The following is a 19,927-nucleotide window of genomic DNA, read 5'->3' on the forward strand; positions in this document are numbered from 1 at the left end:
CCGGTCCTGCTCCGCGAACGTGATGTGTCGCGATGCGTACGTGTGCGGGCTCCGTTCAGAAGCGGCCGCCGCCACCCCGCCGGCCGCGCGTCCCCCCACCGCCGAAGCTCCCGGGGCTGCCGCCGCCGAACCCACCGCCGCCGAACCCGCCGCCTCGGCCGCCCCCGCCCAGGAGTCCGCCGAGGATGATCCCGCCGAGGACCGCACCACCCATGCCGCCGCCCGGGCCACCCCCTCCCGGCCCGCCCCGGCCCCCGTACGCCCGCACGTCCTGCTCCGCGAGGGTCCGTGCCTCACCGGCCAGCGCGTCCGCCCGCTGTGCCTCGGCCAGTGCGGCCTGCGGATCGTCCGTACCGGCCAGCTCGCGGGCCCGCTCCAGCCGCCGCTCGGCCTCCGCCAGCCGGGTCCGGGCCTGGCTGCCGACCGCACCCCGGTTGGTGGAGACGTAATCGGCTGCGGCTCCGATCGCCGACCGAGCCGTGAGCATCGTCTGGTCGAGGAGGGAGCGGGCCCGCTGGTTGCCCTGCTCCTGCTCGCGGGCCCCGGCCAGCGCCTCGTCCAGCACCGCGTCCGCCTCCTCGACCCGGCGCAGGGCGTCGATGGGGTCGTACGGGCCCGCCCCGGTCTCCGCCCGCACCTCATCGGCCACGGACCGCGCGCGGGCGATCCGGCCCCGGAGGTCCGCGGTGGACACCCCCTGCGCCGTGCCCTCCAGCAGCCCGCCCGCGTCCGCCAGGTCCGTCTCCGTCTCCGTGAGCGCGGCCGGCAGCCGGGCCGCCGCCTCGTCCAGCTCCCGCGCACGCCGGCCGACGGCGTCGACGAGCGTCGCCGCCTGGCCCACCGCACCCTCGGCGGCCCGTATGTACACCGCCGCCGACGAGCGGTCGCCCCCGTCCACCGCCTGCCGCGCCCGGTTGAGCGAGGACGTCGCGAAGACGAGCCGGTCCTTGGCCTGCTCGATGCCGTCCGCGACGGGGGCCGAGGCCGACCGGGCGTAACGGGCACGCAGCGTGCCCAGCGCGGCCTCCGCGGCGGAGACCCGGCCGGTGAGCGAGCGGAACGCGGTCTCGGCCGCAGCCAGCGCCTGCGGGGCGTCGCGTTCGAGTGCGCGCAGCCGGTCGAAGTCCTCCGCGACCGCGTCCAGCCGGGCGTTGGCGTCCGCGCAGCGGCTGATGATCTCGTCCAGCATCCGGCGACGGGTGGCGTCGTCCTCCGGGAAGGCGTCGTCGAGCTGCTGCCGCAGCCGGAACGCCGCCGTCAGCTCATCCCTGGCACAGCCGACCGCCTCGGCGAACGGCGCTGCGGCCTCCTCACCGAACTGGGCGGTGGCGAAGCCCAGTTCCTCGTCGCTCGTGCGGACCGCGTCGTCCGTGCCGACGAGTGTCCGCTTGGCCTCCGCGTCGAGTTCGGGGAGGGGGGTGGGCGGCTGCTCCGGTTCGCCCTGCCCGGCTCCGGCCGGACCCCAGCCGGTCGCGCCGGGTGTCGTGCGGGTGGTGGCGCGCCGCTTGCGCCGGGTGAAGGTGTACGCGGCGACCGCTGCGACGCCGCCGACGAGGACGATCGGCAGCACCAGGTCCCCGGTGCTCGTGCCGCCGGAGCTTCCCGAGCCGGGGTCGTCGGGGCCCGGGGTGATGGCCGGGGTGGGGACGGGGGAGCCGGCGAGGACGGCGGAGTATCCGTTGGCGGCCCCGATCGCGGCACCCGCCCAGTCGTTCTCCTTGAGCGCCGGCTCGATGGCGGTGCTCGCCACGTCCTGGAGCTGTGCGTCGGTGAGGCGGGAGTCCTGGTCGACGGAGTACGCGTACTGCCGGTCGTGGGTGGCGACGGCCAGCAGCACGTCGTCGAGGCCGAGACCGTTGCGGCCGGCCGTCTCGTCGGCCCAGTCCTGCGGGGAGCGCCCGGAGAAGTCACGGACGTAGGCCACGAAGAGCTGGACGCGGCGCTGGTCGTAGAGCCGGTCGAGTGCGGTGACCACCTGGTCCTCGCGGTCCCCGAGGGCGCCCACCCGGTCGGTGATCTGCCCGTCGCGGGACAGCGTGATCGGCCCGTCGGCGCGAGCTGCCGGCACGTGGGACAGGGCCAGCCAGCACACCGTCAACAGCACGGTGAGCAGGGTCCGGCCCGGTATGAGGATCCGGGTTCGGCTCACAGACGGCGTCACGTTCGTGAGGCTATGTCCGCCTTTGGTGGCCCGCGACCCGACGGGTGCGCGGCGCCGCGCCGCGTCGATGTCCCGGGGGGTGCGGCACAGCGGCTCGGACTCCGGTCGGGTGACGAGCGGCGCGCGGGCGGGGCGTGCGCCGGCCCCGGCACGGCAACGGCGGGCGCGAGCGGGGCGTGCGGGGGCGCCGGTACGAGAGCGGCCGGCCGGTGTCCTCGGTACAGGAGGGCCGACCGGCCGGTGGTGCGGTACGGGGACCGGCGGATGTCAGGTTCCGCCGGTTCCCGTGCGCGCGGGAGCCGTCAGGAGCTCCCGGTCATGGAGCCGGGGTGGCCGGGGCCGGGTGATCTCGGGCCGGGGCCCGGGGCCACCCCGGCCGTCGCTCAGCCGGCGTCGCGCGGCAGGGTGCGGGTGCGGCCCATCTCGCCCAGCCAGACGGCGGACGGCTTCGGCAGCCGCTCGAACGTCTCCGGGTCCCAGCCGATGAGGCCGAAGGTGGGCGCGTAGGAGCCCCACTCGTAGTTGTCGAGCGCGCTCCAGGCGAGGTAGCCCTGGATGTTGAGGCCGTCCTCCAGCGCGGAGGCGACCTCGTTCAGCGCACCGGTGTAGTAGTCGACGCGGCGGCTGTCGACGTCGGTGGCGATGCCGTTCTCGGTGACGATCAGCGGCATGCCGGGGCCCACGATGTCGGCGGTGTGGCGCAGCGCGTAGCCGACGGCGGAGGGGTAGTACTCCCACTGCGTCAGGGTGCGCTCGACGTCGTCCGGGGTCGGGATCGGGCCGTCGGTGCCGATCTTCGTCCGGGTGTAGGACTGCACGCCGATCCAGTCGTCGCCCCGGGCGGCCTCGATGAAGACGTCCTCGCGGGGGTGGCGGTAGGCCGCGGTGACCTCTTCGGCGCCGGGGAGGGCCTGGTAGACCTGGTTGGCGATGGTCCAGCCGACCTTGATGTCGGGGTTGATCGCCCTGACCTCCTTGACGGCCGCGTGGTGGGCGGCGATCACGGCGACGGTGGTCTCGTCGTCCGGCGTCGGCAGTCCGGCGGGCGGGAAGCCGATGTCGCCGCGCTTGGCCTGGCCCGCCATGACGGCGATCATGTTCGGCTCGTTGATGGTGCAGACGTGGCTGACGCCCTCGGCGATGACCGGTGCGCAGGCCGCGACGTAACGGGCGAACAGCTCGGTCGCGCCCTCGGAGGTGAAGCCGCCGCGGGCCTCGAACCACTGGGGAACGGTGAAGTGGTGCAGGGTGACCATGGGGCGCAGTCCGCGCTCGATGGCGCCCTCGACCATCCGGCGGTAATGGGCGAGCTCGGCCCGGGAGAACTGCCCCTCGGCGGGCTCGATGCGGGCCCACTCGATGGAGAACCGGTAGTCGGTGAATCCCAGTCCGGCCAGCACGTCCATGTCCTCGTGCCAGCGGTGGTAGCTGTCGCAGGCGTCCAGGCTGGGTTCCTGGATGTGGGTGCCCGCGGTGTGTTCCTTGACCCACCAGTCGCTGTTGGTGTTGTTGCCCTCGATCTGGTGGGCGGCCGTGGAGGCGCCCCACAGGAATCCTTCGGGGAACGGGACCTGGGTGTGAGTCATCGCAGAACGTCTTTCTGGTGCGTGGAGGGGTGTGGCCCGCGCGGGTGCGGGGTGCGCGGCCTCGTACGTATCGGTGGGGCGGCCGGGAAGGGGGGCCGGCCGCCCCGCGGGGGGCGGGTTACTTCATGCCCGCCGTGGCGATGCCCTGGGTGAAGTGCCGCTGGAGCGCGATGAACACGACCAGGACCGGCAGCACGATCAGGAAGGAACCGGCCATCAGCATGCCGTTGGAGCCACCCGCCTTGTTCGGGTCGGTGGCGAAGGTCGCCAGGGCGACCGGGAGGGTGTACTTGTCGGGGTCGTTGGTCGCGATGAGCGGCCAGACGAAGTTGTTCCAGGACCCCAGGAACGTGAAGATCGACAGTGTCGCCAGGGCGGGCTTCACCAGTGGCATCACGATCCGCCAGAAGATGTACCACTCGCCGGCGCCGTCCATCCGGGCCGCTTCCAGCAGCTCGTCCGGGATCGACTGCATGAACTGGCGCATCAGGAAGACCCCGAAGGCGCCCGCCGCGAAGGGCAGCACCAGACCGGCGTAGGAGTCGATCAGGCCCATCTTGCTCATCAGGACGAAGAGCGGGAGGAGCATCAGGTTGCCGGGCACCATGAGGGCGCCGAGCACCAGACCGAAGATCTTGTTGCGGCCGGCGAAGTTCAGCTTGGCCAGGGCGTACCCCAGCATCGAGCAGAACACCAGGTTCGAGACGGTGACCAGCACCGCCACGATCACCGAGTTCATGAAGTACAGCGGCAGGTCGAGCTTGTCGAGCAGGTCCCGGAAGTTGTCCAGGGTCCACTCGGTCGGGATCCAGACCGGCGGGCTCGCGGTCAGCTCGCTCGTCGTCTTGAACGCGGACAGGGCCATCCACAGGAACGGCGCCGACATGATCAGCAGGCCGAGCGAGAGCAGGACGTAGACGAGGACCCGCTTCAGCGAACGCGGCTGCTTGCCGCCGTCCGTCCGGCCGTCGTTCCCGGGCTTCTTCGACGGCGCCGTCGAGACGGCGCCCGGTGCACTGGTGGCGCTCATTTCGTGTTGTCCTTCAGCAGTCGGAGCTGCAGCACCGTGATGCCCATGATCACTACGAAGAGGACATACGCCATGGCGCTCGCATAGCCCATGTGGAAGAAGTTGAAGCCCTCGCGGTACATGTTCAGCGAGACGGTGAGCGTCGAGTCCGAGGGACCGCCCTGCGTCATCACGAACGGCTCCTCGAAGACGTTGAGGTAGCCGATGGTGGTGATCACCGTGGCGTAGAGCAGCGTGGGCCGCAGCAGCGGGACCGTGATGCCCCTGAACTCCTGCCAGACGTTCGCGCCGTCCAGCCGCGCCGCCTCCCGCACCTCGGTGGGGATGGCCTGGAGGCCGGCGATGAAGAGCACCATGACCGTGCCCAGGTTGCGCCAGACCGCCATCGCGATCATCGACGGCATGGCGAGCTTCTCGGAGCCGAGGAAGTCCGGCGCGGTGAGTCCCACTTCGGAGAAGAGGCCCGCGACGAGGCCGTCGCTCGGATCGAGTACGAAGCGCCAGACGACGGCGACCGCGACGATGGTGGTGACGACCGGGGCGTAGAAACCGACGCGGAAGAAGGTGCGGGCCCGGTCGATGCCGTTGTTCAGCAGTACGGCGACGACCAGTCCGAGGAAGATCGTCAGCGGCACGCCGACGACGACGAAGTACGCCGTGTTGAACAGCGACTTGAGGAACTTCTCGTCGCTGAACAGCTTGGTGTAGTTCTCGAAGCCGATGAAGTTCGCGTCCATCGGGTGCGTCACGTTGCGCAGCCCGAAGTCCGTGAAGCTCATCACCAGCGTGGCGATGATCGGGACGGCCATGAAGACGAGGAAGAGCACGAGGAAGGGGGTGGAGAACAGCCAGCCGGCCATGTTCTGCACGCCCATCGAGGGCTTCCTGCGGCTTCGTGAACCCTTCGGCCCGGCGGCCGGGGACGCGGTGGTCCCCGGCCCGGCCTGCACCTTGGCCGGCTGTGCGGCCTTTCCGGTCGTGGTGCTCATGGCTCCTACTTCACGAGGCCTTCGATCTCGGACTGCGCGGTCTTCAGCGCGTCCTCGGCGGAAGCCTTGCCCTGGGTCACCTTCGCTATCGCCTGGTCGACCTTGTCGGTGATCTCACTCAGGTTGGACAGCGACGGGGAGGACTTGGCGGTGTCCATCTGCTTCTTGAAGATCTGCAGATCGGTGTCGGCGGCGAGGTCGCCCGAGGTCCAGGCGGCGGTGTTGGCCGGCAGGTCCTTGGTGCGCTTGTACCAGTCGGCCTGGCCCTTGGTGTCCGTCAGGTACTTGATGAACTCGGTCGCCGCGGCCTTGTGCTCGCTGTCCTTGGAGATCACCAGCGAGGAGCCGCCGGCCATCGAGGTGGACGACTTGTCGGCGGGCACGTTGGCCACCGCCCACTTGCCCTTGAGCTGCGGCTGGCCCTCGTTGAGCAGGGTGACGTGCCAGGGGCCGCCGAAGAACATCGGGACCCGGCCGTTGCCGAAGTCCTTCACGACGTCGTAGCCGGGCGGCACGGACTTGTTGGAGAGCCCCTTGTCGAAGTACGAGCCGTACTCCTTGAGCGCCTTGACGGCCTCGGGGCTGTCGATGACGGCCTCGCCCTTGTCGTTGACGATCTCGCCGCCGGCCGAGTAGAGGAACGAGTAGAAGTTCTGCACCGTGTCCAGGCCGCTGGGCTGGATGGACAGGCCCCACTTGGTGCCCGCCTTCTTCTGGTAGGCGGTCGCGAGGTCCTGGAGCTCCTTCCAGTTGGTCGGAGCCTTGGTGATGCCGGCCTTCTCGGCCAGGTCGGTGCGGTAGTAGAGGACGCGGGTGTCGACGTACCACGGCACGCCGTACGCCTGGCCGTCCACCTCGCCCTGCTTCCACCCGGCCGGGAAGAAGTCCTTCTCCTGGAAGGTCTTGGTGTCGACCGGCTCCAGCACGCCGAGCTCGGAGAACTCGCCCATGTACGAGCCGCCCATCTGGGCCACGTCCGGCATGGTGCCGGCGGCGGCCGCGGAGACGAGCTTCTGGTGGGCGACGTCCCAGCCGACCGGAGTCACCTTGATGGTGATGTTCGGGTTGGCCTTCTCGTACACCTTGGCCACATCCGCGAGCTTCTCGCCCTCGGCCCCCATGGCCCAGACAGTGAGCGTCTGCTTCTTGTCCGCGGCGACGTCGTCGCCACCGGAACTGCCGCACGCGGTCAGACCGAGAGCGAGCACGACTGCGATTCCGATGCCGGTGGAGGCGGTTCTGGCGGTGCGGGACATGGAGGGCTCCTCCTTGAGCAATCCGAATGTATGCGCTGCCTGTAAGCGCATACATCACTCTGCGGCAGAGATTCGGGAATCCGCAAGAGGGTGCTTGGTCACACTCGTGCAACGTGCTGGACATCTGAATGTTCGACTTGGAACGGTAAGCGGGGTGTTTGCGAAAAAGGTGATGGTGTGACCGATTCCGCATGTTTGTTCCGAGGCCGGATGCGGGTCCCTGCCGTGAGCCGGGCGGCGATAGTGTCGTGATCATGACTTCGTTCGCGCATGACTTCCCGTTCGACCCGGCCCACGGGCGCACTCTCGACGACCTGATGACCGTCCCCGCCCCGTCGGCCCCCGACGACTTCGCGGACTTCTGGCGTGCGCGGTACGACGCGGCCCGCGCGGTGGCGACGGACCCGGAGATCGGGCCGGTTGAGGACGAGCGCGACGGCGTACGGATCCACGGCGTGACGTACAACTCGGTGGGCGGGGTGCGCCTGGGCGGCTGGCTGGCCCTGCCGGTGGAGAGCGCGGAGCCGGTGCGCCACGGCTTCGTCATCGGGCACGGGTACGGGGGCCGCCAGGAGGCCGGGCCCGACGTGCCGCTGCCGCTGCCGTCGTCGGCCGCGATCCTGCCGTGCGTACGGGGCATGGCGGAGCGCGGCCGGGTGGCGGGCATTCCCGAGGTCTCCGCCGGGCATGTGCTGCACGGCATCGAGTCGCGCGACACCTATGTCATCGGCGACTGCGTGGCGGACCTGTGGTGCGCGGCCTCCGCGTTGGAGGAGCTGGTGCCCGAGGTCGCCGGGACGGGCCGGCTGGGCCTCCTCGGGGAGAGCTTCGGCGGCGGGCTCGGCGCGCTGGCCCTGCCGTGGGACGACCGCTTCGGGGCGTCGCAGCTGACGGTTCCCACGTTCGGCAACCACCCGCTGCGGCTCACCTTGCGGTGCACCGGGAGCGGCGAGTCCGTGCGCGGGTACCGGAGCGAGCACCCCGAGGTCGTGGAGGTGCTGCGGTACTTCGACGCGGCGACGGCCGCCGGGTTCGTGGAGCGGCCGACGATGGTGGCCGCGGCGCTGTTCGACCCGTCCGTGCCGCCGCCGGGCCAGTTCGCCGTGCACAACGCGCTGGCGGGGGAGCGGGAGCTGCTGGTGCTGCCGGCGGCGCACTTCGAGTACGAGGGGCTGGCGGGGCAGGTGGCCGGGCTGGTCGAGGCGCGGCGGAGCTTCTTCGGGAAGTGGCTGGAGGGGTGATCGCGGGGCGCGCCGCCGGACGTTCTCGTCCGGCGGGCGCCCCTGAGCGGGTCGCGTCGCCCGGTCCCGTCCGGCGGGGCCTGCCGGCGGGCCCCGCCCGTCGGAGCGGAGCGCCGGCCCTTCTCGTCCGGCGGGCGCCCGTCAGCCCGCCGCGTCAGCCGGTCCTGTCCGGCGGTCCCGTCAGCCGCAGCCGCAGCTGGCCCGGCGGATGACGGAGACCGGGAGGGTCAGCGAGACCGGTTCGCGGCCGCTGTTGTTCAGCCGCTGGACCAGCAGCTCGACCGCCTGCTCGCCCAGCCGCCGGATCGGCTGGCGCACCGTCGTCAGCGGCGGCTGGACGATCCGGCCGAGCGGAATCCCGTCGAAGCCGGTCACCGCCATGTCCTGGGGCACCCGCACTCCGCGCCGGGCCAGGGCGCGCAGGGCGCCCACCGCCATCTGGTCGTTGGCGAAGAGCATCGCCTCGGGCCGCTCCCCGCCCCGGTCCAGCAGGGTCTCGGCCGCCTGGGCGCCCTCGGCCTGCTTCATCATCGCCGTCCGCAGGGCCGGCTCGTCCGGCACCGGGAGGCCGGCGTCCCGGCACGCTTCCCGGAAGCCCCGGAACCGGGCCTCCGCGTCCGGTGAATCGGTGTCGCCCCCCACGAACGCCAGCCGGCGCAGGCCGTGGTCCTCGATCAGGTGGCGGGCGAGCTCGCGTTCGCCCTCGGCGTTGGCGACGACGATGTGGTCGAGATGGTCGATCTCGCGCGGTCCGGCGAGCATCACCACCGGCAGCCGGCGCGATATCACGTCGAGGTCCTCGGTCGGCACGGTCTGTGCCAGGACGGCGAAACCGTCGACCCGCCCCGCGACCTTCGCGACCAGGCTCTCCGGGCCGCCCTCCAGTGATGCCGCGATCAGCAGCGCGTACCCGTGCCGCCGGGCGGCCCGCTCCATGCCCCGGATGATCTGGTCGGAGTAGAGCATCACCGCGTCGTCGGCGTCGCTGTCCGCCTCGGCGTCGGCCTCGGCGTCCGGGTCGGCGTAGTCCGGGAAGCACAGACCGAGCACCCCGGTGGTGCGGCTCGCCAGTCCTCGCGCGTTGCCGCTGGGTACGTAACCGAGCTCGCGCGCCGCGTCGAGCACCCGCTCACGGGTCTGGGCGCGCACGGATTCCGGGGTGCGGTAGACACGCGAAACCGTGGCGATGGAGACGCCCGACCGCTCCGCGACGTCGTAGACCGTTGGGGCGCTCACTCGACCGACCGTCCGCTTCTTCTTCCGTGCCGAGGCGTATCGGCACAACCATCTGTGTACACGTAATGAAAGCGCATTCACCCTAGATCGCGGTCCGTTTACGGGCAAGGATACGCCTTGATTGACAGGTAACCTTGCAAGATGACCTGTGCACCTTTTACGGTGGGGGCATGACGCATCCGTCCGGAACCACGCCCGCCGACCCGACCCCCCAGGAGGTGGCGGACCATCTCGCCTCCGTGGTCGGCAGGCTGGTGCGGCGGCTGCGCTCCTCGTCGTCGGAGAGTCTGCTGACCCCGACCCAGCGCTCGGTGCTGGCCCGGCTGGAGGACGGGGGGCCGACCACCACGGCCGATCTGGCCCGCGCCGAGTTCGTCCGGCCCCAGTCCATGCGGCTGACGCTGGGCGCCCTGGAGGATCAGGGACTCGTCGAGCGGGCGCCCGATCCGGACGACGGCCGGAAGTCGGTCATGTCGATCACGGACACCGGCCGTTCGACGCTCGCCGACGTCCGGGCCGCCAAGCGCAACTGGCTGGCCGAGACCGTCGCCGCCGAACTCGACGGCGCGGAGCGGCGTACGGTCGCCGAGGCGGTCGCGCTCATCGAGCGCCTGGTCGGTTCATGACCCGTCGCGAGGTGCTTCCCGGGCCGGTATCCGCGTCGGCGTCCGCGGCCGGGACCGCGCCCGCCACCGGGTTCAGCGCCCGGCTCACCGCCCCGCTGCTGCTCGGCTCGCTGCTCAACCCGCTCAACACCACCATGATCTCCACCGCTCTGGTGGCGATCGGGCACCACTTCGGCATCGGCGCCGCCGACACCGCCTGGCTGATCTCGGTCCTCTACCTCGCGAGCGCCGTCGCCCAGCCCGTCCTCGGCAAACTCGCCGATGTCCTCGGGCCCCGCCGCGTCTTCCTGGCCGGCCTCGTCGTCGTCATCGCCTCCGGTCTGGTCGGCACGCTCGCCCAGAGCTTCGGCGCGCTGATCGTCTCCCGGCTGCTGCTCGGCATCGGTACGTCGGCCGCCTACCCGGCCGCCATGGCGGTCCTGCGCGACGAGTCGGCCCGGGTCGGCCGGACCACCCCGAGGCCGGTGCTGGCCCGGCTCTCCTTCGCCGCGCTCGGCAGCGCCGCCGTCGGTCCCACGCTCGGCGGTCTGCTGGTCATGGCCGTCGGCTGGCGAGGCATCTTCGCCGTCAACGTGCCCGTCGCCCTCATCGCGTTCGGAGCCGCCCTGCGCTGGATCCCCGCCGACCCGCCGCGCCGGGCGGACGCGGGCGGCGCCAGGCCCCGGCTCGGCCTGGACCCGCTCGGCATCGGCCTGTTCACCACGGCCCTGACCGTTCTCGCCTTCTTCCTGCTCGACCTCGCCCACCCGATGTGGTGGCTCCTCGCGCCCTTCGCGGTCCTGACCGCGGCCCTGGTGGGATGGCAGCTGCGGTGCCCCGAGCCCTTCATCGATCTGCGGATGCTGGCGGGGAACGCCGCCCTCTCGCGGACGTATCTGCGGCACGGGATCAGCTATCTGCTGGTCTACTGCGTGATGTACGGCTACACCCAGTGGCTGGAGGAGGCCCGGGGCTACTCGTACGGGCACACCGGGCTGCTGATGCTGCCGATGTCCCTCGCCGCGCTGGCCTGCTCGCTGCTCGGCGCCCGCACCAAGGGCATCCGGGGCCCGCTCACCCTGGCCTGCGTCCTGCTGACCGCCGGAGCCGGGCTGCTGTTCCTGCTCTCCGGCGACAGTCCGGTGGGGATCCTGCTGCTGGCCGGAGCCTGCTTCGGCGTCCCGCAGGGCCTGATCGGCACGAGCAACCAGGCGGCCGTCCAGGCCCACGCCCCGCCCGAGTCCATCGGCTCCGCCGCGGGACTCCAGCGCACCGCCCAGTACATAGGAGCCATCACCGCCTCCAGCCTCATCGCGCTGGCGTACGGCCAGTCGACCGGCGACCGGGGTCTGCACCTGATGGCGGGCGTCGCGGCGGTCCTGGGCGTCCTGCTCATCGTTCTCACCGTCACCGACCGCGCCCTGCGCGGCCGTACCTGAATCCGTCCGAGCACCACCAGGCCAGGAGCACCGCCCATGAGCGCCACCACCCTCGACCCGAACACCGCGCTGGTCGTCGTCGACCTCCAGAAGGGCATCGTCGGACTGCCGACCGCCCACCCCGCCGCCGAGGTCGTCGCACGCGCCGCGACCCTCGCCGACGCCTTCCGGGCCAAGGGGCTCCCGGTCGTCCTGGTCCGTGTCACCGGCGGCGCCCCCGGCCGCACCGAGAGCCCCGCCGGGTCCGGCAGGCCGCCCGCCGACTGGGCCGAGATCGTCCCCGAACTGGGCCCGCACGACGGCGACATCGTCGTCACCAAGCAGCAGTGGGGCGCCTTCTACGGCACCGATCTCGACCTCCGGCTGCGCCGCCTGGGCGTCACCCAGATCGTGCTGGCGGGCATCGCGACCAGCATCGGCGTCGAGTCCACCGCCCGCTCCGCGCACGAGCACGGCTACCACGTCACCGTCGCCACCGACGCGGTGACCGACATGAGCGCCGAGGCCCACGACAACAGCGTCGGGCGGATCTTCCCCCGCCTCGGCGAGACGGACACCACGGACGCGCTCGTCAAGCTGCTCGGCTGACGAACGGCCCCGGCGCCTGTCGTCCGGGCCGGACCGGGCTCGCGGAATCCGGCCCGGCCCGGACGGACGGCCCTACAGCGCGTCGTGCCGCCGGATCTTGTTGCCCAGCCACACCAGCGGGTCGTACTTGCGGTCCACGGCCCGCTCCTTCAACGGGATCAGCGCGTTGTCGGTGATCTTGATGTGTTCGGGGCAGACCTCCGTACAGCACTTCGTGATGTTGCAGAGGCCGAGCCCGTGCTCCTCCTGGGCCGTCGCCTTCCGGTCGAGTCCGGATTCGGCGGCGGCGTCCAGGGGGTGCATGTCCAGCTCGGCGACCCGCATCAGGAAGCGCGGACCGGCGAAGGCCGCCTTGTTCTCCTCGTGGTCACGCACCACATGGCAGGTGTCCTGGCACAGGAAGCACTCGATGCACTTGCGGAACTCCTGCGAGCGGTCCACATCGACCTGCTGCATCCGGTACTCACCCGCCTTCACCCCCTCCGGGGGCACGAAGGCCGGTATCTCCCGCGCCTTGGCGTAGTTGAACGACACATCCGTCACCAGGTCGCGCACCACGGGGAAGGCCCGGAGCGGGGTGACCGTGATGGTCTCCTCGCGGCCGAAGACCGACATCCGCGTCATGCACAGCAGCCTCGGCCGTCCGTTGATCTCCGCGCTGCACGAACCGCACTTGCCCGCCTTGCAGTTCCACCTCACCGCCAGATCGCCCGCCTGGGTGGCCTGGATGCGGTGGATGATGTCGAGGACGACCTCGCCGTCGTTGACCTCGACCTCGAAGTCCTCCAGACCGCCGCCCTCGGTGTCCCCGCGCCACACCCTGAACCGTGCGTCGTAGCTGCTCATTCGTGGAGCTCCTCATCGGCGAGGTACTTGACCAGCTCCTCCTTCTCGAAGAGGGAGAGCAGATCCGGACGGATGGGTTCGGTCGCCACGCGTTCGAGCTCGATCCGGCCCCCTGAGGCATCCGGACCGGCCACCGGCCGGCACAGCAGATTGACCGGGCGCCAGGAGCGGTCCATCCCCGGGCAGTCCTCGCGGGTGTGGCCGCCCCGGCTCTCGGTACGCTCCAGCGCCGCCCGCGCGATGCACTCGCTGACGAGCAGCATGTTGCGCAGGTCCAGGGAGAGGTGCCAGCCGGGGTTGAACTGCCGGTGCCCCTCGACCCCGGCCCGCCGCGCGCGCTCACGCAGTCCGGCCAGTTTCTCCAGGGCCTGTTCCATCTCGGGGGCGCGGCGGATGATGCCGACGAGGTCGTTCATCGTCTGCTGGAGTTCCTGGTGCAGGGTGTACGGGTTCTCCGCCGGCGCACCCTCGGCGAGGTCCTCCGCGCTGAACGGACGCAGTGCCTCGGCCGCGGCGGCGTCGATCTGCGCCTGGTCCACCACCGGCGGGGCGTCGGCGCAGGACGCGGCGTGTCCGGCGGCGTGCAGTCCCGCCCGCCGGCCGAAGACCAGCAGGTCGGAGAGGGAGTTCCCGCCCAGCCGGTTGGAGCCGTGCATGCCGCCGGCGACCTCGCCCGCCGCGTACAGGCCGGGGACGTCCAGGGCGGCGGCGGTGTCGGAGTCGACGGCTATGCCGCCCATCACGTAGTGGCAGGTCGGGCCCACCTCCATGGCCTCGGCCGTGATGTCGACGTCCGCCAGCTCCTTGAACTGGTGGTACATCGACGGCAGCCGGCGCCGGATCCGCTCCGCGTCCATCCGGGTCGACACGTCCAGGAACACCCCGCCGTGCGGCGATCCCCGGCCGGCCTTCACCTCGGAGTTGATGGCGCGGGCCACCTCGTCGCGCGGCAGCAGCTCGGGCGGGCGGCGGTTGTGGTCCGGGTCCTCGTACCAGCGGTCGCCCTCCTCCTCCGACTGCGCGTACTTCTCCTTGAACACATCGGGGACGTAGTCGAACATGAACCGCTTGCCCTCGGAGTTGCGCAGCACCCCGCCGTCACCGCGCACCGACTCGGTGACGAGGATGCCCTTCACCGAGGGCGGCCAGACCATGCCGGTCGGGTGGAACTGCACGAACTCCATGTTCAGCAGGGGCGCGCCCGCGAGCAGGGCCAGCGCGTGGCCGTCGCCGGTGTACTCCCAGGAATTCGACGTCACCTTGAAGGACTTGCCGATGCCGCCGGTGGCGAGGACGACCGACGGCGCCTCCAGGACGAAGAAGCGGCCGGTCTCGCGTTCGTAGCAGAAGGTGCCCGAGACCCTGTTCCCGTCCTTCAGGACGCGGGTCACCGTGCACTCCTGGAAGACCTTCAGCCGCGCTTCGGGATCACCGAGTTCGCGTGCGTCCTCCTGCTGGAGCGAGACGATCTTCTGCTGGAGGGTGCGGATCAGTTCGAGGCCGGTACGGTCACCGACGTGGGCCAGGCGCGGATACTCGTGGCCGCCGAAGTTGCGCTGGGAGATCTTGCCCTCGGGGGTGCGGTCGAAGAGCGCGCCCCAGGTCTCCAGCTCCCAGACCCGGTCGGGGGCCTCCTTGGCGTGCAGCTCGGCCATCCGCCACTGGTTGAGGAACTTCCCGCCGCGCATGGTGTCGCGGAAGTGCACCTGCCAGTTGTCCCCGGAGTTCACATTGCCCATGGAGGCCGCGATTCCGCCCTCCGCCATGACCGTGTGCGCCTTGCCGAAGAGCGATTTGCAGATGACGGCCGTGCGGGCCCCGCGCTCGCGGGCCTCGATCGCGGCGCGCAGCCCGGCGCCTCCGGCACCGACCACGACGACGTCCCACTGCTGCCGTTCGAGCTCAGTCATTCAGAAAAACCTCGGATCGTCGAAGGCGCCGGAGGCGACGAGGTACACGTAGAAGTCGCACGCCGCCACGCTGATGAGCGAGGCCCAGGCGAGCAGCATGTGACGGGCGTTGAGCCGCCCCACCCAGCCCCACAGCCGGTAGCGCACGGGGTGCTTGGAGAAGTGCCGCAGCCGGCCGCCGATGATGTGCCGGCAGGAGTGGCAGGACACCGTGTACGCCCAGATCAGAACGATGTTCACGACGAAGATCAGCGAACCGAGACCCATGTGGCCCCAGGCGTAGTGCTCGTCGCGGAAGGTGAGCACGGTGTCGTACGTCAGGATCCCGGCGACCGCCACCGCGGCGTAGAAGGCGTACCGGTGGATGTTCTGCATGATCAGCGGGAAGCGGGTCTCGCCGCTGTACTTCTGGTGCGGCTCGGCGACCGCGCACGCCGGGGGCGAGGCCCAGAAGCCCCGGTAGTAGGCCTTGCGGTAGTAGTAACAGGTCAGCCGGAAGCCGAGCGGGAAGACCAGGATCAGCAGGGCGGGCGACAGACCCCACCAGCTGCCGAAGATCTCCCAGTTCGGGCCGTGCCGCATGGGCGCGCAGCTGTCCGCGAGACAGGGTGAGTAGAAGGGCGAGACATAGGGGGCGGCGTAGTAGTCCGCGTTCGAGAACGCCCGCCATGTCGAGTAGACGATGAAGGCGAGCAGCCCGCCCGCCGTCACCGCGGGCGAAAGCCACCAGCGGTCGGTCCGCAGATGCAGGGCGGTGATGGCGGCCCGCGTGGGATGGTGCACACCCCGCGGCCGGGCGGCCGGTGGTTTCGCACCCGCAGCCGTGCTGGGAGACGTGCCTGGATCTTTGTCTGAATCCGTTCCTGTTTCCGTACCGGTGGCCAAGGAGATCTCCTAGGAGGTGTCAGACATGCCTTTCAGGGGGCATGTCTGCCGCGGACGCCCAGACCCTCGTCGTCCGAGTCCGTCCACAGGGTGGTGTCGTACGGCGCTTCGGTGATCGTGATGACGCCGTCGACGGGTGCGGTGTCGCAGGGCTGCGCGGTGTCTCGGGCCGGGGCGAGCGGGTCCCGCACGGTGTCCGTTTCGCGCAGCTGCGCGATGCTCCGCTCCAGCCGTCCGACGGTGCGGACCAGGTCGTCGAGACAGTTCTGAACTGCCGTCAATTCGTCGCTTAGTGACATGACTTGATCTCACTTCCGCAGTCGCGTGTGGCCATGCTCATGCGCCTGCGAGTGTTGCGCCTCACATCCCTGTTGGGAAGAGAGCCGACCGCTCCGTCTTGCCGGTTGCGGGGCCGCGACCCCTTGCGGCGTCGCTTTCCGGCCGGGCCCGGCACTCCGCCGCACGGGTGAGATTTCGGATGGTTGCGCCGTGTCTGCGTGGTCTCCCGCGCGTGGACGCTTTCAGTGGAAGGGCGGAACCAGTGTGATCAACTGCAAATGCCACCACATACGAATCATCCGGTCTATTCGGGTAAGAGTGGGCCGGGCCGTCCCCGGAGGTCTCAGTCATGTCCCACGTCGGCGTCCCGCGCGGGACATCCCGAAAGCGCCGCTCGCTCGCACTTCTCACCACGGGGGTGCTCACCCTCCCCGTACTCGCCGGCTGCGGCTCGGGCGACGACGAGGCCGTCGGCGCGGCCGTCGTCCCGCAGGACATCGCGGCAGCGGCACGCGCCCAGGTGGCGCAGGGCGGCACGGTCAACTGGGCGATCGACGCGATGCCCGCCACCCTCAACGCCTTCCAGGCCGACGCCGACAGCGCCACCACCCGGATCACCGGCGCGCTCCTGCCCACGCTCTTCCCGCTGGACGCGAAGGGCCGGCCGCAGCTGAACCCGGACTACCTGGAGTCCGCGAAGGTCGTGGAGACCGAGCCCCGGCAGGTCGTGCTCTACCGGCTGAACCAGCAGGCCGTCTGGAGCGACGGCCGGGAGATCGGCGCACCGGACTTCCTCGCCCAGTGGCGCGCGCTGAGCGGCAAGGACTCCGCCTTCTGGACGGCCCGCAACGCCGGGTACGAACGCATCGAGAAGATCGAGCGCGGCGCCGACGACCTGGAGGTCAAGGTCACCTTCGCCAAGCCGTACGCGGACTGGCGCTCCCTCTTCTCCCCGCTGTACCCGAAGCAGGTGACGGGCTCCCCGGACGCCTTCAACGACGGTGCGCGGTCCACGCTCAAGGCGACCGCGGGACCCTTCCGGCTGCGCGAGGTGGACAAGGAGGCGAAGTCCGTCGCGCTGGCCCGCAACCCGCGCTGGTGGGGCAGCCCCGCCAAACTCGACTCCCTGGTCTTCAAGGCCGTCGAGCCGCAGGACCGCACCGAGGCACTGACCGAGGGGACGGTCGACGTCGCCGACATCGACGCGGCGGCCGCCCACCGGATCGCCCTGGCCGCCCGCGACACCGGCAGCAACGGCGCACCGCCCGCCCACGGCCCCGGCTCCTACAGCTCCCCGGCAGCGGCGTTGCGGTCCTGGGCACTGGCGCACGGCTCCGACGAGGAGGTGGCCGAGGAGGCGCAGAAGGCCCGGGACGAGAAGGCCAGGGCCGCGAAGGCGTACGCCGCCGAGCAGAACGACCTGCGCGGATACGTGGTCCGCAAGTCCCTGGAGCCCGCCTACACCCAGCTCGCGCTGAACGGTGAGACCGGGCCGCTCGCCGACGACCGGGTACGCCGGGCCGTGGCCCGCGCGCTGGACCGCCAGGAACTCGCCGACGCCGTACTCGGGCCGCTCGGCCTGCCCGCCGAACCGCTCGGCAGCCACCTGGCCCTGGCCGGGCAGCCCGGGTACAAGGACAGCAGCGACGCGCTGGGCAGCCAGGACACCGAGGAGGCCCAGGCCCTGCTGGCCGACGCGGGCTGGACGCGCGAGGGCGCCACGAAGAAGACGGACGGGACCAAGGCCGGCAGCGAGGGCGAGAAGCAGAAGGGCACGGACCAGGCGGAGGAGAAGAAGGCCCAGGAGAAGAAGGAGGAGAAGAAGGCCCAGGAAAGGGCCCAGGAGGAGGAGACGGCGTCGGAGAACGAGGACGCGTCGGAGGAGGAGTCCGGCAGCGCGACGGACGACGGCAAGACGAACCACGCCGCCGGGCGCGAGCCCTCCGCCGACGACGGCCTCTACATCGTCGGCGACGACAACAAGCCCGGCGACGCCGACGGCGCGGCCACCCGCGTCATCGCGCCCGCCGCGGTCGCCGCCGAGCAGAGTGCCGCCCTGCTGCGCCAGGCCGGACGCCTGGGCGAGACGGGTACCTCCGAGGACGCCCCTGTCCGGATCACCGCGCAGGACCGGCAGCCCGGCGGCGCGGCCGGCGCCTACGCCCCGGCCGGTACCGCGGCCCCCGCCCAGGCTCCCGACCAGGCCCCCGACTCGGCACGCGGCCCCCTCGGCAAGGACGGCAAGCCGCTGACGCTGCGGTTCGTCCTGCCGTCCGGTCCCGGCTCCGAGTCCCTGCGAGGCGTCGGCGACAGGATCGCGGCGATGCTCGACACGATCGGGGTCCGTACCGAGATCACCAAGGTCTCCGACGACAGCTACTTCCAGGACCACGTGGCGTCCGGCGACTACGACCTGGCGCTGTACTCCTGGCCCGCCACCGCCTACCCGGCCACGGACGACCGTCCGATCTTCGCCAAGCCGGTACCCGCCACCGACGGCTCGCTCCTGGTCGAGCAGAACTACACCCGTGTCGGTTCGGACCACATCGACCAGCTCTTCGACGAGGCGGCGTCGGAGCTCGACGAGGGGGCCGCCAGGAACCTCATGAAGCAGGCGGACGCCCGTATCTGGGCCGCCGCGGGATCGATTCCCCTCTATCAGCGCCCGCAGCTGGTCGCGACGGACAAAAAGCTGGTGAACGTCGGAGCCTTCGGCCTCGGGGCGCCGCACTATCAGGACATCGGTTTCAAGACGCCGCAGTCCGCCGGTGCTCCGGCCAACCAGAAGAAGTAGCAGGTCAGAGCGGAAGCGAAAGCTCAGAACTGGCTCAATTTCCTTGCCCGCCGGCTGCCGGCGGGCAAGGCTGTCTCCACCTGCTGACCCGGGTAGCACTCCGCCTTCCGGACGCCGGGGCCCCAACCCCGTAGAACCGGCCGCGGAGTCCCCGCTCCGAGCCCCACCTCGGAGCAGTGGCTTCGGAGCCCCACCTCTGAAGTCGCTCAAGTCCCGCGTCCGCGACACCCCGCCGGGGGACCGTGGTCATGACCACCGGTGAACTTCACCGGAAGAACTGATCACGGGGGCTGGAACATGAAGCGGACGCGGGCTTTCAGCTGCGCGGCAGGTCTGTTCGCCGCGGGAATCCTCGCAGGCGCGGGCGGCTGCGGCTCGACGCCGGACGACCCGGGCGCGAGCGCGGGCGCGAGCGCGAAGAAGTCGAGGCCGGCCGATTCGCCGACGGCCTCGCAGACCGGCGCGGAGCAGGTGTCGGTTCCCCAGGAGCGGGCGTGCGAGGGCGGCACGTACACCTGGTTCAACCTGCGGAAGTACTCCGTACTGAACGGGGTCACCAAGGTGCAGCGCGTCACTGCCGCGCCGACCAGGTTGACTGTGCCGATGCAGCGGCTGCGGACTGACCAGGCGTCGCTGGAGACCGAGGGGCCCCGGCTGGACTCGCACGCCGTCTTCTTCGCCCTGAGCAAGCGCATCGGCCTCGCGGAGAAGGGGGACGAGCTGGATGACCCTGCGAGCTGGTCCGGGCTGGGTGAGCCGGGGGCGTACGTGCCTCTCAGTGAAGGCGGCGGAGAAGTCAGCGGGCTTGCCGGCGGCCTTGTGAGCTACAGCATCGTCAAACTGGTCGAGGCGGACTTCCGCTACTCCTGCGGCAGTGGCGGAGACCGGGAACCGACCACCGGGCATGTGTCGACCTGGATCGTGACAGGCGAGGGGTTCCTCGCCTGCGAGGAGCCTCCCCTCAAGGACGCCGGGGCCCCTGCGCGCGAGGCCGTGCGCCTGTCCTGCGGCCGGTAAAACTTGCCCGGGAAGCCGCAGGCGCGCCCGCCCCGTACCATGGGGACTAGCCGTGGCGCGTCCGC

The 19,927-nt window shown here is 71.1% G+C and carries 16 protein-coding genes; 6 read left to right on the plus strand and 10 right to left on the minus strand.

Translation table 11 applies throughout. From position 1 onward, the window contains the following. Positions 1 to 55 precede the first annotated feature (55 nt). The 5 genes from ACZ4LX_RS32355 to ACZ4LX_RS32375 form a co-directional block, all read right to left on the minus strand. Positions 56 to 2,149, minus strand: coding sequence for a TPM domain-containing protein (locus ACZ4LX_RS32355; protein ID WP_467650500.1), 2,094 nt, complete (start codon positions 2,147 to 2,149; stop codon positions 56 to 58). Positions 2,150 to 2,544: 395 nt separating this feature from the next. Beyond that, entirely contained in the window at positions 2,545 to 3,747 is a 1,203-nt protein-coding gene (locus tag ACZ4LX_RS32360) for a glycoside hydrolase family 1 protein (RefSeq protein WP_467650480.1), read from the minus strand. A gap of 118 nt (positions 3,748 to 3,865) precedes the next feature. Further along, positions 3,866 to 4,777 (minus strand): carbohydrate ABC transporter permease, encoded by a 912-nt coding sequence (locus ACZ4LX_RS32365; protein WP_467650479.1) that lies wholly within the window; start codon positions 4,775 to 4,777, stop codon positions 3,866 to 3,868. Beyond that, on the minus strand, positions 4,774 to 5,766 hold the full coding sequence (locus ACZ4LX_RS32370) for a carbohydrate ABC transporter permease (RefSeq protein ID WP_467650478.1): 993 nt from the start codon (positions 5,764 to 5,766) through the stop codon (positions 4,774 to 4,776). Before ACZ4LX_RS32370 ends, ACZ4LX_RS32365 begins: the two co-directional genes overlap by 4 nt. 5 nt (positions 5,767 to 5,771) lie before the next feature. After that, entirely contained in the window at positions 5,772 to 7,022 is a 1,251-nt protein-coding gene (locus tag ACZ4LX_RS32375; protein WP_467650477.1) for a sugar ABC transporter substrate-binding protein, read from the minus strand. A 254-nt stretch (positions 7,023 to 7,276) separates the two neighbouring features. On the opposite strand from ACZ4LX_RS32375, the gene ACZ4LX_RS32380 reads away from it, so the two are divergent. Further along, on the plus strand, positions 7,277 to 8,263 hold the full coding sequence (locus tag ACZ4LX_RS32380) for an acetylxylan esterase (protein ID WP_467650476.1): 987 nt from the start codon (positions 7,277 to 7,279) through the stop codon (positions 8,261 to 8,263). 180 nt (positions 8,264 to 8,443) lie between these two features. Here the strand turns inward: ACZ4LX_RS32380 and ACZ4LX_RS32385 are convergent, their stop codons facing one another. After that, complete coding sequence (locus ACZ4LX_RS32385) at positions 8,444 to 9,499, minus strand: LacI family DNA-binding transcriptional regulator (protein ID WP_467650475.1); 1,056 nt, start codon at positions 9,497 to 9,499, stop codon at positions 8,444 to 8,446. A gap of 170 nt (positions 9,500 to 9,669) precedes the next feature. Between ACZ4LX_RS32385 and ACZ4LX_RS32390 the strand changes: the two genes are divergently transcribed. The 3 genes from ACZ4LX_RS32390 to ACZ4LX_RS32400 are packed head-to-tail and all read left to right on the plus strand — an operon-like array spanning position 9,670 to position 12,131. Then, entirely contained in the window at positions 9,670 to 10,125 is a 456-nt protein-coding gene (locus tag ACZ4LX_RS32390; protein WP_467650474.1) for a MarR family winged helix-turn-helix transcriptional regulator, read from the plus strand. Further along, on the plus strand, positions 10,122 to 11,543 hold the full coding sequence (locus ACZ4LX_RS32395) for an MFS transporter (protein WP_467650473.1): 1,422 nt from the start codon (positions 10,122 to 10,124) through the stop codon (positions 11,541 to 11,543). The genes ACZ4LX_RS32390 and ACZ4LX_RS32395 overlap by 4 nt, the downstream gene beginning before the upstream one ends. 36 nt (positions 11,544 to 11,579) lie before the next feature. After that, positions 11,580 to 12,131, plus strand: a complete 552-nt coding sequence (locus ACZ4LX_RS32400; protein ID WP_467650472.1) for an isochorismatase family protein — start codon at positions 11,580 to 11,582, stop codon at positions 12,129 to 12,131. A gap of 72 nt (positions 12,132 to 12,203) precedes the next feature. Here the strand turns inward: ACZ4LX_RS32400 and ACZ4LX_RS32405 are convergent, their stop codons facing one another. From ACZ4LX_RS32405 to ACZ4LX_RS32420, 4 genes are read right to left on the minus strand one after another with little or no spacing between them, the layout of a single operon-like run. Then, positions 12,204 to 12,977 carry a succinate dehydrogenase/fumarate reductase iron-sulfur subunit gene (locus tag ACZ4LX_RS32405; RefSeq protein ID WP_467650471.1) on the minus strand — a complete coding sequence of 258 codons (774 nt, stop codon included), beginning with the start codon at positions 12,975 to 12,977 and terminating at the stop codon, positions 12,204 to 12,206. Continuing rightward, positions 12,974 to 14,887, minus strand: coding sequence for a fumarate reductase/succinate dehydrogenase flavoprotein subunit (locus ACZ4LX_RS32410; protein ID WP_467650470.1), 1,914 nt, complete (start codon positions 14,885 to 14,887; stop codon positions 12,974 to 12,976). Before ACZ4LX_RS32410 ends, ACZ4LX_RS32405 begins: the two co-directional genes overlap by 4 nt. Beyond that, the gene (locus ACZ4LX_RS32415; protein ID WP_467650469.1) at positions 14,888 to 15,772 is read right to left on the minus strand and encodes a hypothetical protein; all 885 of its coding nucleotides are present in this window, start codon (positions 15,770 to 15,772) and stop codon (positions 14,888 to 14,890) included. A 32-nt stretch (positions 15,773 to 15,804) separates the two neighbouring features. Next, positions 15,805 to 16,071, minus strand: a complete 267-nt coding sequence (locus ACZ4LX_RS32420; protein WP_467650468.1) for a hypothetical protein — start codon at positions 16,069 to 16,071, stop codon at positions 15,805 to 15,807. A gap of 329 nt (positions 16,072 to 16,400) precedes the next feature. Here ACZ4LX_RS32420 and ACZ4LX_RS32425 point away from each other — a divergent pair, with 329 nt between their 5' ends. Both ACZ4LX_RS32425 and ACZ4LX_RS32430 read left to right on the plus strand, forming a co-directional pair. After that, positions 16,401 to 18,845: an ABC transporter family substrate-binding protein gene (locus tag ACZ4LX_RS32425; RefSeq protein ID WP_467650467.1), complete on the plus strand. Its 2,445-nt coding sequence runs from the start codon at positions 16,401 to 16,403 to the stop codon at positions 18,843 to 18,845. A gap of 297 nt (positions 18,846 to 19,142) precedes the next feature. Next, positions 19,143 to 19,862: a hypothetical protein gene (locus ACZ4LX_RS32430; protein ID WP_467650466.1), complete on the plus strand. Its 720-nt coding sequence runs from the start codon at positions 19,143 to 19,145 to the stop codon at positions 19,860 to 19,862. Positions 19,863 to 19,927 lie beyond the last annotated feature (65 nt).

Source organism: Streptomyces sp. NPDC026062, from assembly GCF_055568375.1.